The following is a 14,668-nucleotide window of genomic DNA, read 5'->3' as shown; positions in this document are numbered from 1 at the left end:
CATTCCACTTTTGGGTCCGATGCTCTAGAAGGCAGGCCGTTCGATCCCGATGACCGCGCCGGAGCCGTCCATGTCCGATCCGTCCACGCCCCTTCCCGACGTCCACGTGCAGGCCGAGGTGCTTGTGCAGGCCCTGCCGCACATGCAGCGCTACGACCAGCAGGTGGTGGTGATCAAGTATGGCGGCCATGCCATGGGCGACCGGGCGGCCGCCGAGGACTTCGCCGAGGACGTGGTTCTCCTCGAGCAGTCGGGCATCAAGCCCGTGGTCGTCCATGGCGGCGGCCCTCAGATCGGGAAAATGCTTGAGAAGCTCGGCATCAAGTCCGAGTTCAAGGGCGGGCTTCGCGTCACGGATGCGGCCACCGTCGAGGTGGTCGAGATGGTGCTTGCCGGCTCCATCAACAAGCAGATCGTCGGCTGGATCGGCGCCGAGGGCGGCAAGGCCGTGGGCCTGTCCGGCAAGGACGGCAACATGGTCATGGCCCGCAAGGTGACCCGCACGGCGATCGACCCCGATTCCAACATCGAGAAGGTGGTGGACTTGGGCTTCGTCGGCGAGCCCGAGCATGTGAACCGGGAGGTCCTGGACCAGGTGCTCCAGGCCGAGCTGATTCCGGTTCTCGCTCCGGTCGCGACCGGCCAGGACGGCCAAACCTACAACGTCAATGCCGACACCTTCGCGGGCGCCATCGCCGGTGCCCTGACGGCCAAGCGCCTCCTCCTGCTCACCGACGTTCCGGGCGTTCTCGACAAGAACAAGAACCTCATCCCCGAGATGACCATCGAGGATTGCCGCCGCCTGATCGCCGACGGCACCATCACGGACGGCATGATCCCGAAGATCGAGACCTGCATCTATGCCCTGGAGAAGGGCGTGGAGGCGGTTGTCATCCTCGACGGCAAGGTGCCCCATGCGGTGCTGCTGGAGCTGTTCACCGACCACGGCGCCGGCACCCTGATCCGCCGCGGATAGCGCATCGTGCGGAAAAGTGGATTCGGTTTTCCGATCCACACGATGCGCACTCTCTAGATTGGGCATCGGATTGGTCCCAAAAGTGGGTTCCACTTTTGGGTCCGATGCTGAGCCCACCCTTTCCGAAGCGGCAGAGAACGCCTATATTTACAGCAGTGGGGCCGCACGGCCCCATTGTCGTCTTTGGAATCCATGAACGCCAAGCCAGCCATCGAGAGCCATCTGTCCTCGGCCGAGTCCCGCCCCTTCTCGCATGTGGAGACGTGGGTGTTCGACCTGGACAACACGCTTTATCCGCACACCTCGCGGGTCTGGCCGCAGATCGACCAGCGGATCACCCTCTACATCACAGAGCTGTTCGGCCTCGACGGGTTGTCGGCGCAGGCGCTGCAGAAGTATTTTTATCACAAATACGGCACGACCCTGAAGGCACTGATCGACGAGTACGAGATCGATCCGCACGACTTCCTCGACTTCGCGCACGACATCGACCACACGGACATCGAGCTGAACCACAGCCTGGGCGAGGCGATCGAGCGGCTGCCCGGCCGCAAGCTCATCCTCACCAACGGCTCCCGCAAGCATGCCGAGAACGTGGCGAGGAAGATCGGCATCCTCGACCATTTCGAGGACGTGTTCGACATCGCCGCCTCCAATTTCGTACCCAAGCCCGACCGGCGCGCCTATGAGATATTCCTGGAGCGCCATGGAGTGGAGCCGTCCCGCTCGGCCATGTTCGAGGACATCGCCAAGAACCTGACCGTGCCGCACGAGCTCGGCATGACCACGACCCTGATCGTGCCCAAGACCCTCGACCCGTTCCGGGAGAGCTTCGAGCAGGAAGCCGTCAAGACGCCGGACATCGACTACATCACCAACGACCTGGCGGATTTCCTGCGCGCTTACGCATTGCCGGCGAAGTCCAAGTCATAGCTTCCTAACAAAAATGGCCTCCTTTCGGAGGCCATTCCCGTTCGAAGTCACGCGAAAAGCTTACGCAGCCTTCGTGTTGATCTTGCTCTCGGCGATCCGGTTGAGCTTCTGGTCGGTCGCTTTTTCCTGATCCAGGATCTGGTGCAGGACGCCGGCGCAGTCCTCGCGGCCGAGCTGCTTGGCCCAAGCCACGAGAGTGCCGTAGCGGGTGATCTCATAGTGCTCCACAGCCTGAGCGGCGGCGAGCAGAGCGGCGTCGAGAACCTGCGGATCGGCGATCTCGCCGGCAATATCCTGCGCCTCGTCGATGATGCCGTCGATCGCCGGGCAGGTCACGCCCTTGGGGTCGTGGCCATGCATGCGGAAGACCTGCTCGACCATCTGGATCTGCTGCTGGGTCTCACCGAGATGGGTCTGGAACGCCTGCTTGAGCTGCGGGTCGCTCGCCTTTTCGATCATCTGCGGCAGCGCCTTCGTGATCTGCTGCTCGGCGTAGTAGATGTCCTGCAGGGTGTGGATGAAGAGGTCGTCCAACGACTTGATGTCCTTCGACAAAAGGCCCATAGCGCAATCCTTCCCGAGTTCTGAGCTGTGCCTGCATGCGAGCGCCATCATTCGCTTGGCGCATCGTGCAGCTTGGGGAGAACGTCGCGGAGAAAAGGTGGTTCCTAATCGACGGCTCGGAGATTGCGGCCCTGAAGGCGCAGGAGCTCGGCCCGGGCCTCCGCCTCGCTTTCGTCGAACTCGAGGGCTTCGATCCTCTCGCCGCGCTTCACGATCTTGTCGGCCGATATCCTGATCTGGGACACGTCGTCCTGTGCCTGGCGGAAATGCGCGTCGAGCTTCGCCACGCGGGAGTCGAGCCGCTCCACGTCCTCCAGGAGCTTCTGCACCTCGACCTGGATCACCCGCGCCTCCTCCCGGATGCGCGCATCGCGCACGAGCGCCTGCATGACCTGGATGGCCAACGTCAGGAGGGAGGGCGAGACGATGACGATGCGGGCCCGGTGGGCCTTCTGCACCACGTCGTCGAAATGCTCGGCGAGGTCCGCATAGATCGACTCCGCCGGCACGAACAGCATGGCGATGTCCTGGGTCTCGCCGGCAATGAGGTATTTCTCCGCAATGTCCTTCACATGGACCAGCATGTCGTTGCGCACCTTCGCGGCCGCCCGGCTGCGCGCCTCGTCCCCCTTGGCCTCCCGGAAGAGGGTGAAGCCCTCCAGGGGGAACTTGGCGTCGATCACGAGCCCGCGCCCGTCGCCCGGCAGGCGCACGAGGCAGTCGGGCCTCGTGCGGTTCGACAGGGTAGCCTGGAACTCGAAGGCGCTGGGCGGCAGGCCATCCCGGATGATCGCCTCCATCCGCCCCTGCCCGTAGGCGCCGCGGGTCTGCTTGTTGGACAGGATATCCTTCAAGCCCACAATCTCGCCGGTGAGGTTCGTCAGGTTCTGCTGCGCCGCGTCGATGACGGCGAGGCGCTCGTTCAGCTTGGACAGGTTTTCGGACTGGTGGCGCGTGGAGGATTCCAGCCCCTGGCCGACCCGGTGCTGGAGCCCGTCGATCCGCTCCGAGATCATGCGCACGAAGTCGCTCTGGCGGGAGCCGAACACCTCGGCCATGGTCCGCATCCGGCCGGTCATCTCCGACTGGATCCGGGTGAGTTCCGCAACCCTGTCGTCCATCTCCCGCGCCCGCTCGGCAGCCACGGCGGCCTCCAGGGCACGCTCCCGACGGGTCCGCAGGAGCAGCACGGTGACGAGGAGAAGCAGAAGAAGGCTGAGACCGGCCATCCCCATGACAGCCTGCCCCCAGGTCAGGGAGGTTTGGCCGAGGATCAGGACGACATCGTTCATAAAGGTCAAGGTTCCGGTTGACGGATGCATCCGAACACAAGTGCCTCGTGCAGAAAAGTGGAATCCACTTTTCCGCGAAAACGATGCACTCATGAATGATAAGAATCGGATCAGCCCCGAAAGTGGGTCCACTTTTGGTGCTGATCCTTAAGACGAACGATTTGACCATCCTCGCTCAAGCACTTATCTCCCGCGATCATGACCATCAGACCCCTTGTCATCATTCCCGATTCCAAGCTCCGCCTGGTTTCCGAGCCCGTACAGGAAATCACGAGCGAGATCCGCCGGTTGGCGGACGACATGCTGGAAACCATGTACGACGCCCCCGGCGTCGGCCTTGCCGCCATCCAGATCGGCATTCCGGTCCGCATGGTGACCATGGACGTGTCGAAAACCGAGGATGAGCGCCAGCCGATGGTGCTCATCAATCCCGAGATCCTATGGGCCTCGGAGGAGAAGCGGGTCTATGAGGAGGGCTGCCTCTCGATCCCCGAATATTACGAGGAGGTCGAGCGCCCGGACCGGGTGCGCTTCCGCTACATGAACCTTGAAGGAGCGACCATAGAGCAGGATGCGGACGGGCTGCTGGCAACCTGTGTCCAGCACGAGATCGATCACCTCAACGGGGTCCTGTTCATCGATTACCTGTCGAAGCTCAAGCGGGACCGGGTGGTGACCAAGTTCAAGAAGGCGGCCAAGCGCGAGGCCGGCGCATGAGCCTGCGCGTCGTCTTCATGGGCACGCCCGATTTCGCCGTGCCCACCCTGTCCGAGATCGTCGGCCAGGGCCACGATGTGGTGGCGGTCTATACCCGCCCGCCGGCCGCCGCCGGCCGCGGCATGGAGCTGAAGCCCTCTCCGGTGCACAAGATGGCCGACCGGTTCGGCCTGCCGGTGCTGACGCCGAAGACCCTGCGCACGGAGGAGGCCGCCGAGATCTTCCGCAGCCATGATGCCGATGTGGCGGTGGTGGTGGCCTATGGCATGCTGCTGCCGAAGGCGATCCTGGAGGCGCCGGAGCTCGGCTGCCTCAACCTTCACGCATCCCTGCTCCCCCGCTGGCGCGGCGCGGCCCCGATCCAGCGGGCCATCATGGCGGGCGACCGGGAAACCGGCGTTGCCGTCATGAAGATGGAGGAGGGTCTCGATACCGGGCCTGTCGCCATGGCTGAGCGGGTGGCAATCGAGCCCGACATGAACGCGGGCGAGCTTCACGACAGGCTGATGGTGCTCGGCGCCGACCTCATGGTGCGGGCGCTCGCCGCCCTCTCCCGGGGGGGCCTGGGCTTCACGCCGCAGCCTGAGGAGGGCGTCACCTACGCCCACAAGCTCAAGAACGAGGACGCCCTGATCGACTGGTCGCGGCCGGCCCAGGCGGTGCACGACCACATCCGCGGGCTCTCGCCCTTCCCTGGAGCCTACTTCACGGCCGATTTCGGCAAGGGGCAGGAGCGGGTGAAGGTGCTGCGCGCCGCTTTGGGAAAAGGCTCAGGTTCCCCTGGGACAATGCTGGACAATAATGGTATAATATCCTGCGGCGACGGGGCTGTCCGTCTCATCCAGGTTCAAAGAGCCGGCAAGGGGCCTGTCGCTTTCGAGGAATTCCTGCGCGGCGTGAGGATTGGTCCGGGCGCCCGCTTCGGGTGAGGCCGCCTATGACGATCCGTCTGAAGGAATCCGCCGACTGGCAGGAGATCTATGCGATCTATGTTGCGGCCTTTGGACAATCGGCGGAAGCGGACCTCGTCCGAAACATGGACAGCGATGGGGACCTGATCCTCTCTCTCACCGCCTACAACGGAGAACCGGCCGGGCACATCGCCTATTCCCATCTGATTCTGCACGAGACCTCTGCGATAAAGGCCTGCGTGCTGGCGCCACTTGCGGTCGCTCCCGCCTTTCAGAAGCAGGGGATCGCGGCGGCCCTGGTCCAGCACAGCCTGGAGCGGCTCAAGGGCGACGGCTACGATCTGGTCGTCGTTCTGGGAGAGCCACACTATTACGGCCGCTTCGGCTTCGATCCGAAGCTGGCGGAAAAGCTGAAAACGCCCTATGACGGACCCTATCTCCAGGCCCTTGCGCTTTCCGACCTCGGGAAAGGCGCCCACGGCCCTGTATCCTACGCCAGGGCCTTTGCAGAACTGAACTAGACATGCCTCGCTACAAGCTTGTCGTAGAATACGACGGCACGCCATTCACCGGGTGGCAGCATCAGACGAACGGCCTCTCGGTGCAGCAGGCGGTCGAGGATGCGATTGCGCACTTCACCGGCACGCCCGTGCGCATTCACTGCGCCGGCCGCACCGATTCGGGCGTTCACGCCACCCATCAGGTCGTACATGTGGACCTGGAGAAGGAGTGGCGGCCGGATACCGTGCGCGATGCCACCAACTCCCACGTGAGACCCGCTCCGGTGACGATCATCTCGGCGCAGATCGTGCCCGAGACCTTCAACGCCCGCCTGTCCGCCGTGAAGCGCCATTACGTCTATCGCATCCTCAACAGGCGAGCGCCGCCGACGCTGGAAGCAAACCGGGTCTGGCACGTGGCCTGGCAGCTCGATGCGGACATCATGCACGAGGCCGCGCAGACGCTGATCGGCCGGCACGACTTCACCACCTTTCGGGCAGCCGAATGCCAGGCCAACAGCCCGGTCCGCACCCTCGACCGGCTGGACGTGGAGCGGATCGGCGACGAGATCCGCATCTACGCCTCCGCCCGCTCGTTCCTGCACCATCAGGTGCGCTCGATGACGGGGACCCTGGAGCGCGCCGGTGCCGGACGCTGGTCGGTGGAGGATGTGCGGGAGGCTTTGGAGGCACGCGACCGCAGGCGCTGCGGGCCCATGGCGCCGCCGACAGGCCTCTACCTGATCGGCGTGGATTATCCGGAGCTATCCTAGAAGGCCCCGCATGGCGATTCCGATGAAGGAATTGAGCACGATGCCAAGGATGACGATGCCCAGCGCCGGCATGCTTGAAAGCCCCAGCGTGGATTTGGTGGCGAACCACTGCATCCGGACGATGATGACCGCGAAGGCTAGGCTGAAAAGGCTGGCGAGCCCCGGGGGCGCCCAGCCCACCAGCATGAGCATGGCCGGCACAGAGAGCACCAGCATGCCGATGACGGAGATCCAGTTCGTGACGATCACGAAGGGCACATAGGCCTTCTCGAGCCGGAACCAGCGGGCGATCCAGATCATGGCAAGCGGCAGGGCGAGGAAACCCGCCACGTGGCCGAGCGCCACGACGAGATCGACCCAGAGATTGCCCAGCAGCGACCGGTCGGGCTGGAGCAGGCCGAGGCGCAGGCGCTCGAAGGCCAGGGACACAATGTAGGCCGGAAGGGTGAGCCAGAGCGCCATGAAGGAGCGCCAGAAGCCTCGCTCGCTCATGTCGAAGGACTTCAGGCCCTCGACCCTGCTGTTGAGCAGGTCGAGCGTTCCCCTGAACGAGCGATTGACCTCATCCGCCGTGACGATCATGAGCAGCCTCATCCTTGAAGACGGTTGCTCACGAAAATGGACGGACGTCCCAAAACGTTCCGCTGACATTCCGACTTTAGTCTAAATAGTCAGGCTTCGGCCTTCAGGGAGCGGCGGCGAAGTAGGCGTCGAGCACCTTGCGGTAAATCCCTGTCAGCCGATCCAGATCGGCCACCGGAACCCGCTCGTCGACCTGGTGCATGGTCTGTCCCACGAGGCCGAACTCCACCACCGGGCAGTCCTTCACAATGAAGCGAGCGTCCGACGTGCCGCCGGTGGTGGACAGCTTCGGCTTGCAGCCGGTCTCGGCCTCGATGGCACCGGCGATGAAGCCCACGAATTCGTTCGGCGGGGTCAGGAAGGCGACCGCGTTGGTCGGCTCCATCGTGAGACGGTAGCGCACCGTGTTGCCGGCGGCCTCGCGCAGGCGGCGCTCGATCTCCTCTTCCAGGCTCTGGGGCGTCCAGAGATCGTTGAAGCGGATGTTGAAGGTCGCCCGTGCCTCGGCCGCGATGACGTTGGAGGCAGGATTCCCCACATCGACCGTGGTCACCTCCAGGTTCGAGGCGTCGAAATGCTCGGTGCCGCGGTCGAGCGGTTCGCTCGTCAGCCCGGAGAGCAGGCGCAGCATGCCGGGGATCGGGTTCTCCGCCAGGTGCGGATAAGCCACGTGACCCTGCTTGCCCTCAACCACGATCCGGCCGGTGAGCGAGCCGCGCCGGCCGATCTTGATCATGTCGCCGAGCTGGTTCGGGTTGGTGGGCTCGCCCAGGATGCAGTGGTTGAAGCGCTCGCCGCGAGCCTTCGCCCATTCCAGGAGCTTGACCGTGCCGTTGACGGCTGGCCCCTCCTCGTCGCCCGTGATGAGAAAGCCGATGGAGCCGTTGAACGCAGGATTGCTCCGGATGAAGTCCAGCGCCGACGCCATCATGCAGGCGATGCCGCCCTTCATGTCGACCGCGCCGCGCCCGTAGAGCTCGCCGCCATGGATCTCACCGCTGAACGGATCATGCGTCCAACGGCTCGCATCCCCCGGCGGCACCACATCGGTGTGGCCGGCGAAGAGCAGGTACGGCTCGCCCGAACCGTAGCGGGCATAGAGATTTTCCACGTCCGGCGTGCCGGGCTCGGAGAAGACCGGGCGATGAACCTCGAACCCGGCATCCTTGAGCACGCCCTCGATGAAGGCGAGCGCCCCGCCCTCCTCCGGCGTCACGGAGGGGCAGCGCAGGAGGGATTGGGCGAGGAACAGCGGTGAGGGTTCCATCGGATCAGTCGCGCAGCAGCTCGTTGATGCCGGTCTTCGCCCGTGTCTGCGCATCGACGCGCTTCACGATGACGGCGCAGTAGAGGGACGGACCGGGGGAGCCGTCCGGCAGCGGCTTGCCGGGCAGCGAACCGGGCACGACCACCGAGTAGGGCGGCACCCGGCCGACGAAGACCTCGCCGGTGTTGCGGTCGATGATCTTCGTCGAGGCGGAGAGGAACACGCCCATGGAAAGCACGGAGCCCTCGCCCACGACCACGCCTTCCACCACCTCGGAACGGGCGCCGATGAAGCAGTTGTCCTCGATGATGGTGGGATTGGCCTGGAGCGGCTCCAGCACGCCGCCGATGCCGACGCCGCCGGAGAGGTGCACGTTCTTGCCGATCTGGGCGCAGGAGCCCACCGTCGCCCAGGTGTCGACCATCGTGTTCTCGTCCACGTAGGCGCCGAGATTGACGAAGGAGGGCATCAGCACCACGCCGGGGGCGATATAGGCGCCGCGGCGCACGGTGCAGTTCGGCACGGCGCGGAAGCCCGCGGCGCGGAATCGGTTCTCACCCCAGCCGGCGAACTTGGACGGCACCTTGTCCCACCAGGTCGCCTCGCCCGGCCCACCGCCGATGACCTCCATGTCGTTGAGACGGAAGGACAGCAGCACGGCCTTCTTCAGCCACTGATGCACCTGCCACTCGCCACCGGCCGTCTTCTCGGCCACCCGGGCTTTGCCGTCATCGAGAAGGCGCAGGGCTTCTTCCACGGCGTCGCGCACGGCCCCTTTCGTGGAGGCGTTCACATTGGCCCGGTCCTCCCAGGCGGCATCGATCGTTTGGGCGAGGTCGGTGGTGGACATGAGCAGCTCGGAGCAAGGGTTTCGTTGCAGCCTGATTAGCAACGGCGCTCGGGCCTGTCACCTGATCTATCTGTGGACACCGGGTGACGCGCTGGCATAGGGTCCTGTGTGCACCTGTTCCGCCCGCAGCCCCGGACCTGAGTTCCCGCCGCATGATTCCTGTCCGCGATATGCGCAGCGTTCTCTATGCGACGGCAATCCTGTTCGCGGTCGCCGTGATCGGGATCCGGGGAGCGTTCCTGTGGCTCGAGTACCGCAGCGCCTTGAATCGCGCCGAGGCTGCTACCTACGATCTCGCTCTCCTCATGGAGGAATACGCCAGGCGGACGCTCGAGACGAGCGACCTGCTCCTCAACGACATCATCACTTATGTTCGCCTGAGAGGCGGAGTCGGCGCCCTGAGCGAAACGAGCGACGCCAACCAATACCTCGCCGGACTGGCGCAGAAATCCTCTGCCAGCGACCTGCTTCTGATCATCGACGAGGACGGCAACCCGGTCGGCCTGTCGATGCCGCAGCCGGGCAATGCGGTGAACTTTGCCGATCGCCCCTGGTTCAAGGCGCACCAGGCCGGTGCGGAGGCCGTTGTCGGGAGCGCCATCGTCGGGCGGATCACCCGGGAGGTCATCTACACCTATTCCCGCCGCATCCCCGACCTGAACGGCGACTTCGATGGCGTGGCGCAGATCGCCCTGCGTCCGGCCTTCCTGCAGGAGATCTCGAGGCCTGACATCGAGGACGACAACGTCATTCTTGGTCTCTGGGGCCGGGACGGACGCGTCATTGCCCGCACGGGACTTACGCCGACCCAGACCGAATCCGGAGTTGGACATACGGCGCTGTTCAACGAGATGGAGGGGCAGCGCAGCGGGACCTATCGCGCCGCCGATATGGGGGACGGCGTCGAGCGCATCATCTCCTTCCGCAGGCTGGAGCGCTGGCCCGTCATCGTTACGGCCAGCGTGCCGGTGGCCACGGCACTCGCCGCCTGGACGACCGGCTTCTACTGGAGCGCCGGGATCACAGCCATCGTGCTGGTCGCGCTGTGCTGGCTCACCTGGATCGGAGTGCGGCTCAGCCACCAGACCGAAGCCACGCAGAAGGAATTGCAGCTGGCGAACGAGAACCTCGGCAAGGCGCTTTCCGACAAAGTCGTGCTGCTGCAGGAGATCCACCATCGGGTGAAGAACAACCTGCAGGTCACATCAAGCCTGCTGCAGATGCAGGCCCGCCGCTTCCCGGACCAGAGCGTGAAATCGGCCTTTCAGGAAACGCAGGATCGCCTGCGCTCCATCGGGTTGATCCACGACATCCTCTACCGAAGGGACACGGGTGGAACGATCGATCTCCAGGACTATCTCAGGCGGCTCATTCCCGAGTTGTCCGCCACCTATGGGGCGGACGCACGCGGGATCAGCGTCGACCTCGATGCCGAGCCGATCATGATCGACCTCGACCGCGGCGCTCCCCTGGCGCTCGCCGTGACAGAAGCGATCTCCAATGCATTCAAGCACGCCTTCGGCCCGGGAGAGAGCGGCCGCATTCTCGTTTCGGCGCGGCGGATCGACGGCCGGATCGAGATCGTCGTGCGCGATACCGGCAAAGGCGTCACCGGCGCGCCGGAGAGCGATTCATCGCTCGGCATGAAGCTCATCCGCTCCTTCACCCAGCAGCTCGGCGGCCAGTTCAGCCTCACGGCCGATGGTGGCACGGTGTTCCGGCTCGACATTCCGGCGTGATCAGAACGAGGTGCGCTGGCGGATCGCTGCCGAGAGCGTGCCCTCGTCGAGATAGTCGAGCTCACCGCCGACCGGCACGCCATGGGCGAGTTTCGTCACCTTCACCGGCAGATGCGCGAGCAGTTCGGTGATGTAGTGGGCCGTGGTCTGTCCATCGACCGTTGCACTGAGCGCCAGGATCACCTCGGAGACGCCGGGCTCGGAAGCGCGGGCAACGAGACGCTCCAGGTTCAGATGCTCGGGGCGCACGCCGTCCAGCGGCGAGAGCACGCCGCCCAGCACATGGTACTTGGCATTGACGGCGCCAGAGCGCTCGAGCGCCCAGAGATCGGACACATCCTCCACCACGACGAGGATGGAGAGATCGCGCTTGGCATCACGGCAGATGGTGCAGGGATCCGACGTATCCACATTGCCGCAGGACGAGCACACGACGATGCGCTCGTTGGCGATGCGCATGGCATCGCTCAGCGGATTGAGCAGCGTCTCGCGCTTCTTGATGAGATGCAGCGCCGCGCGCCGCGCCGAGCGTGGCCCCAGGCCCGGCAGGCGGGCGAGCAGCTGGATCAGGCGCTCGATCTCGGGACCGGCAACGTGCTGGGCCATGGATGTCTCAAAACAGCTTCATGCCCGGAGGCAGCGGCAGGCCCTTAGTGATGCTCTCCATGCGCTCCTGGGCGGCGCGCTCGGCCTTGGACCTGGCATCGTTCATAGCGGCGACGATGAGATCCTCGAGGATCTCCTTCTCGTCCGGATTCATGAGCGAAGGATCGATGTTGATCGACTTGAGACTGCCCTTGCCGGTCACCTTCACGGTCACGACGCCGCCGCCGGCGGTGCCGTCGACTTCCAGCGTATCGAGCTCGGCCTGGGCGTCCTGCAGCTTCTGCTGCATCGCCTGAGCCTGCTTCATCAGTCCCATGAGGTCCTTCATGACCGTATCCTTCGCTTAAAAGAGATCGTCGTCTTCCTCGGCTTCGTGGGCCGCGGCGGCATCCTCCTCGCCGAGGATCTCGGTTTCGGCATCCTCGCCCGCCTTCTCGGAACGCTCGATGACGTTCACGATCTGCGCGCCGGGAAACTTGGAGAGAACCGCCTGAACGAGGGGATGGTTGGCAGCCCCCTCCTTGCGCTCGCGCTCGGCGGCCACGGCCTTCTCGTGCAGGGTCGCCTGCCCCTCTTCGGAAGACAGCGCCACCATCCAGCGCTCGCCGGTCCATTGCTGGAGGGCGCGGGTGAGATCGTTGGCGATGGTGCGGCTGCCGGTCTCGGTAAGGCTGAGCTCGATGCGGCCCTCCTCGAAGCGCACGAGGCGCACGTCGCGTTCGAGCTGCGCCTTCAGCACGATCTCGCGCTTTTCGCCGGCGAGCGCCACCACGTCCTCGAAGCGGCGCAGGCGCATGGTCGGCTCTGCCTGCGGGACCTGAGGGCGCGGCTGCGGCTGGGCCTGCGAAGTCGCGAGCGCCATGGTGCCGGAGGTGGCGGGGCCGGACGGCCGCGAGGGCGCGGGAGCCGGGCCGCCTGCGGGCAGCGGAGCCCCGTCCTTCAGGGCGCGCAGGGCCTCGTCGGGCGTCGGCAGGTCGGCCGCATAGGCGAGGCGCACGAGCACCATCTCGGCGGCGGCAATCGGCCGGTTCGACGACTGAACCTCGGGAATGCCCTTCAGGAGAATCTGCCAGGCGCGGGACAGGGTGCGCACCGAGAGCTTTCCGGCGTAATCCGTGCCGCGGGCGCGCTCGATCTCGGAGAGCGCGGGATCCCTGGCGGCTTCCGGGATCAGCTTGAGGCGGGTGACGATGTGCGAGAAGGCCGCAAGATCGGAGAGGATCACGGCCGGGTCGGCGCCGGCATCGTACTGCGAGCGCAATCCCGCGAAGGCCGCCGGCACGTCGCCGCGCATGATGGCCTCGAACAGGTCGATGACCTGGCTGCGGTCGGCAAGCCCCAGCATGTCGCGCACGGTGTCGGGCGTGACCACGCCGGCGCCATGGGCGATGGCCTGGTCCATGAGGGACAGGGAATCGCGCGCCGAGCCTTCCGCCGCACGGGCGATGGCGGCCAACGCCTCCGGGTCGGCCTTCACGCTCTCGGCGTCGCAGATGCGACCGAGATGGGCCACGAGCTTGTCCGCCTCGATGCGGCGCAGGTCGAAGCGCTGGCAGCGGGACAGGATGGTGACGGGCACTTTACGGATTTCGGTGGTGGCGAAGATGAACTTCGCGTGCGGCGGCGGCTCCTCAAGCGTCTTCAGGAAGGCGTTGAACGCCTTCTCCGAGAGCATGTGGACCTCGTCGATGATGTAGACCTTGTAGCGGGCCGAGACCGGCGAGTAGCGGATGCCGTCGATGATCTGGCGCACGTCGTCGATGCCGGTGTGCGACGCCGCGTCCATCTCCAGCACGTCCACGTGCCGCGATTCCATGATGGCTTCGCAATGCACGCCGAGTTCCGGCATGTGGATGGTGGGCGCGCCGGAGCCGTCCGGCTTCTGGTAGTTCAGGCCGCGGGCCAGGATGCGGGCCGTGGTGGTCTTGCCGACGCCGCGAACGCCGGTGAGCATCCAGGCCTGGGGAATGCGGCCGGTCTCGAAAGCGTTCGAGAGGGTGCGGACCATCGCTTCCTGGCCGATCAGGTCGTCGAAGGTGCGCGGGCGGTATTTGCGGGCGAGAACGCGGTAGGGCGAGGACGGCGCGGCCGCCGGTGCGGGCGCGGCGGGGAAGCCCGGCAGGGCCGGCTCGTCGTTCAGGGGCGTGCCGGCTGTGGTATCGTCCATCGACTGCAAGGCTTTGGAGAAACTTTTTAGGTGGGAGGCTGGACGAAGACCCGTTCGGTCTCGTTAGGGCTGCTTCCTTCCGGACCTGACCCGGTTGGCGAGTGAGACGTCCCTCGCCAACCTCCCACCGGCTATATGAGGGCATCGGTTTCGAAACGCAAGTTGGAAACGACCGCCTTGGCCGCCGTCCCCGGTCTCCACAGCGCTTCAGTGTCATTCCCGGCCGGAGCGCAGCGGAGGGGAAGGGAAGCCATGGCGCTGAGCGTGCAGGTGGATCCCCTTCCCTCGCTTCGCTCGGCCTGAGGATGACACGCGAGGTTCATGCCGACAGTGGCTGACAGGATGCCGCGGGCTCGGTTAGATAGCGCCATGACATTCCAGCTCGATTCCCGGCTCGAAGCCGACACGATCCCGGTCGGCGACCTCGCCCTCTGCTCGGTCCTGCTCCTGAACGATGCACGCTTTCCCTGGTTCGTCCTGGTGCCGCGCATCGAGGGCGTGAGCGAGCTGACGGACCTCTCCGAGGAGCAGTCGGCCCAGCTGATGCAGGAGATCCGCATCGCCACCGGGGTGATGCTGAAGCTCTCGCAGCCCGACAAGGTAAATGTGGGCGCGCTCGGCAACATCGTGGCGCAGCTCCATGTCCATGTGATCGGGCGCTTCCGCTCCGATCCCGCCTGGCCCGGTCCCGTCTGGGGGCACGGCACCCGGAATCCCTACCCTCCCCATGCGGCCAGCGCCCTGATCGAGCGCGCCGCCACTCTTTTCGCGGCGGCCTGAGCCAGGATCGA

General features: G+C 65.3%; 16 protein-coding genes and 1 other RNA gene. 8 read left to right on the top strand and 9 right to left on the bottom strand.

Annotated features, from left to right (window positions below; translation table 11 throughout):
- Window positions 1-70 precede the first annotated feature (70 nt).
- Both argB and JAO75_RS04180 read left to right on the top strand, forming a co-directional pair.
- Window positions 71-976, top strand: a complete 906-nt coding sequence (argB, locus tag JAO75_RS04185) for an acetylglutamate kinase (RefSeq protein ID WP_199046944.1) — start codon at window positions 71-73, stop codon at window positions 974-976.
- Window positions 977-1,168: 192 nt separating this feature from the next.
- Complete coding sequence (locus tag JAO75_RS04180) at window positions 1,169-1,909, top strand: pyrimidine 5'-nucleotidase (protein ID WP_199046943.1); 741 nt, start codon at window positions 1,169-1,171, stop codon at window positions 1,907-1,909.
- A gap of 60 nt (window positions 1,910-1,969) precedes the next feature.
- On the opposite strand, the gene JAO75_RS04175 is transcribed toward JAO75_RS04180, so the two are convergent.
- On the bottom strand, window positions 1,970-2,473 hold the full coding sequence (locus tag JAO75_RS04175) for a YciE/YciF ferroxidase family protein (RefSeq protein WP_199046942.1): 504 nt from the start codon (window positions 2,471-2,473) through the stop codon (window positions 1,970-1,972).
- Window positions 2,474-2,577: 104 nt separating this feature from the next.
- Window positions 2,578-3,765: a DNA recombination protein RmuC gene (locus JAO75_RS04170; RefSeq protein ID WP_199046941.1), complete on the bottom strand. Its 1,188-nt coding sequence runs from the start codon at window positions 3,763-3,765 to the stop codon at window positions 2,578-2,580.
- 198 nt (window positions 3,766-3,963) lie between these two features.
- Here JAO75_RS04170 and def point away from each other — a divergent pair, with 198 nt between their 5' ends.
- The 4 genes from def to truA are packed head-to-tail and all read left to right on the top strand — an operon-like array spanning window position 3,964 to window position 6,666.
- Window positions 3,964-4,482 (top strand): peptide deformylase, encoded by a 519-nt coding sequence (def, locus tag JAO75_RS04165; RefSeq protein WP_199046940.1) that lies wholly within the window; start codon window positions 3,964-3,966, stop codon window positions 4,480-4,482.
- Window positions 4,479-5,411: a methionyl-tRNA formyltransferase gene (fmt, locus tag JAO75_RS04160; protein WP_199046938.1), complete on the top strand. Its 933-nt coding sequence runs from the start codon at window positions 4,479-4,481 to the stop codon at window positions 5,409-5,411. The genes def and fmt overlap by 4 nt, the downstream gene beginning before the upstream one ends.
- An 8-nt stretch (window positions 5,412-5,419) precedes the next feature.
- The gene (locus JAO75_RS04155; RefSeq protein ID WP_199046936.1) at window positions 5,420-5,914 is read left to right on the top strand and encodes a GNAT family N-acetyltransferase; all 495 of its coding nucleotides are present in this window, start codon (window positions 5,420-5,422) and stop codon (window positions 5,912-5,914) included.
- Window positions 5,915-5,916: 2 nt separating this feature from the next.
- Window positions 5,917-6,666: a tRNA pseudouridine(38-40) synthase TruA gene (truA, locus tag JAO75_RS04150; protein ID WP_199046934.1), complete on the top strand. Its 750-nt coding sequence runs from the start codon at window positions 5,917-5,919 to the stop codon at window positions 6,664-6,666.
- Here the strand turns inward: truA and JAO75_RS04145 are convergent.
- The 3 genes from JAO75_RS04145 to dapD form a co-directional block, all read right to left on the bottom strand.
- The gene (locus JAO75_RS04145; protein ID WP_199046932.1) at window positions 6,658-7,248 is read right to left on the bottom strand and encodes a hypothetical protein; all 591 of its coding nucleotides are present in this window, start codon (window positions 7,246-7,248) and stop codon (window positions 6,658-6,660) included. The genes truA and JAO75_RS04145 overlap by 9 nt on opposite strands.
- Window positions 7,249-7,351: 103 nt before the next feature.
- Window positions 7,352-8,515 (bottom strand): succinyl-diaminopimelate desuccinylase, encoded by a 1,164-nt coding sequence (dapE, locus tag JAO75_RS04140; RefSeq protein ID WP_199046930.1) that lies wholly within the window; start codon window positions 8,513-8,515, stop codon window positions 7,352-7,354.
- Between the two features lie 4 nt (window positions 8,516-8,519).
- Entirely contained in the window at window positions 8,520-9,365 is an 846-nt protein-coding gene (dapD, locus tag JAO75_RS04135; protein ID WP_199046928.1) for a 2,3,4,5-tetrahydropyridine-2,6-dicarboxylate N-succinyltransferase, read from the bottom strand.
- Between the two features lie 152 nt (window positions 9,366-9,517).
- Between dapD and JAO75_RS04130 the strand changes: the two genes are divergently transcribed.
- Window positions 9,518-11,104: a sensor histidine kinase gene (locus JAO75_RS04130; protein ID WP_199046926.1), complete on the top strand. Its 1,587-nt coding sequence runs from the start codon at window positions 9,518-9,520 to the stop codon at window positions 11,102-11,104.
- Here JAO75_RS04130 and recR read toward each other — a convergent pair whose 3' ends face one another.
- From recR to ffs, 4 genes are all read right to left on the bottom strand, one after another.
- Entirely contained in the window at window positions 11,105-11,710 is a 606-nt protein-coding gene (recR, locus tag JAO75_RS04125; RefSeq protein ID WP_199046924.1) for a recombination mediator RecR, read from the bottom strand. It abuts the gene before it with no gap.
- A 7-nt stretch (window positions 11,711-11,717) separates the two neighbouring features.
- Entirely contained in the window at window positions 11,718-12,038 is a 321-nt protein-coding gene (locus tag JAO75_RS04120; RefSeq protein WP_199046922.1) for a YbaB/EbfC family nucleoid-associated protein, read from the bottom strand.
- Window positions 12,039-12,053: 15 nt separating this feature from the next.
- Entirely contained in the window at window positions 12,054-13,877 is a 1,824-nt protein-coding gene (locus tag JAO75_RS04115; RefSeq protein ID WP_199046920.1) for a DNA polymerase III subunit gamma/tau, read from the bottom strand.
- Window positions 13,878-13,906: 29 nt separating this feature from the next.
- An RNA gene (ffs, locus tag JAO75_RS04110) (signal recognition particle sRNA small type) lies at window positions 13,907-14,003 on the bottom strand.
- A 243-nt stretch (window positions 14,004-14,246) separates the two neighbouring features.
- Between ffs and JAO75_RS04105 the strand changes: the two genes are divergently transcribed.
- Entirely contained in the window at window positions 14,247-14,657 is a 411-nt protein-coding gene (locus JAO75_RS04105; RefSeq protein WP_199046918.1) for an HIT domain-containing protein, read from the top strand.
- Window positions 14,658-14,668: the final 11 nt, after the last annotated feature.

This window comes from Microvirga splendida (assembly GCF_016427565.1).
Classification (GTDB): domain Bacteria; phylum Pseudomonadota; class Alphaproteobacteria; order Rhizobiales; family Beijerinckiaceae; genus Microvirga; species Microvirga splendida.
Note: the sequence above shows the minus strand (reverse complement) of the source record. Positions and strands in the feature narration are given on the sequence as shown.

Bases quoted from the DNA above. Each gene is read 5' to 3' on its own strand.
- JAO75_RS04170 (WP_199046941.1), bottom strand. From the start codon at position 3,765: ATGAACGATGTCGTCCTGATCCTCGGCCAAACCTCCCTGACCTGGGGG.
- argB (WP_199046944.1), top strand. From the start codon at position 71: ATGTCCGATCCGTCCACGCCCCTTCCCGACGTCCACGTGCAGGCCGAG.
- recR (WP_199046924.1), bottom strand. From the start codon at position 11,710: ATGGCCCAGCACGTTGCCGGTCCCGAGATCGAGCGCCTGATCCAGCTG.
- def (WP_199046940.1), top strand. From the start codon at position 3,964: ATGACCATCAGACCCCTTGTCATCATTCCCGATTCCAAGCTCCGCCTG.
- JAO75_RS04175 (WP_199046942.1), bottom strand. From the start codon at position 2,473: ATGGGCCTTTTGTCGAAGGACATCAAGTCGTTGGACGACCTCTTCATC.
- JAO75_RS04115 (WP_199046920.1), bottom strand. From the start codon at position 13,877: ATGGACGATACCACAGCCGGCACGCCCCTGAACGACGAGCCGGCCCTG.
- JAO75_RS04145 (WP_199046932.1), bottom strand. From the start codon at position 7,248: ATGATCGTCACGGCGGATGAGGTCAATCGCTCGTTCAGGGGAACGCTC.
- JAO75_RS04180 (WP_199046943.1), top strand. From the start codon at position 1,169: ATGAACGCCAAGCCAGCCATCGAGAGCCATCTGTCCTCGGCCGAGTCC.
- truA (WP_199046934.1), top strand. From the start codon at position 5,917: ATGCCTCGCTACAAGCTTGTCGTAGAATACGACGGCACGCCATTCACC.
- dapD (WP_199046928.1), bottom strand. From the start codon at position 9,365: ATGTCCACCACCGACCTCGCCCAAACGATCGATGCCGCCTGGGAGGAC.
- JAO75_RS04155 (WP_199046936.1), top strand. From the start codon at position 5,420: ATGACGATCCGTCTGAAGGAATCCGCCGACTGGCAGGAGATCTATGCG.
- JAO75_RS04130 (WP_199046926.1), top strand. From the start codon at position 9,518: ATGATTCCTGTCCGCGATATGCGCAGCGTTCTCTATGCGACGGCAATC.
- JAO75_RS04105 (WP_199046918.1), top strand. From the start codon at position 14,247: ATGACATTCCAGCTCGATTCCCGGCTCGAAGCCGACACGATCCCGGTC.
- fmt (WP_199046938.1), top strand. From the start codon at position 4,479: ATGAGCCTGCGCGTCGTCTTCATGGGCACGCCCGATTTCGCCGTGCCC.
- dapE (WP_199046930.1), bottom strand. From the start codon at position 8,515: ATGGAACCCTCACCGCTGTTCCTCGCCCAATCCCTCCTGCGCTGCCCC.
- JAO75_RS04120 (WP_199046922.1), bottom strand. From the start codon at position 12,038: ATGAAGGACCTCATGGGACTGATGAAGCAGGCTCAGGCGATGCAGCAG.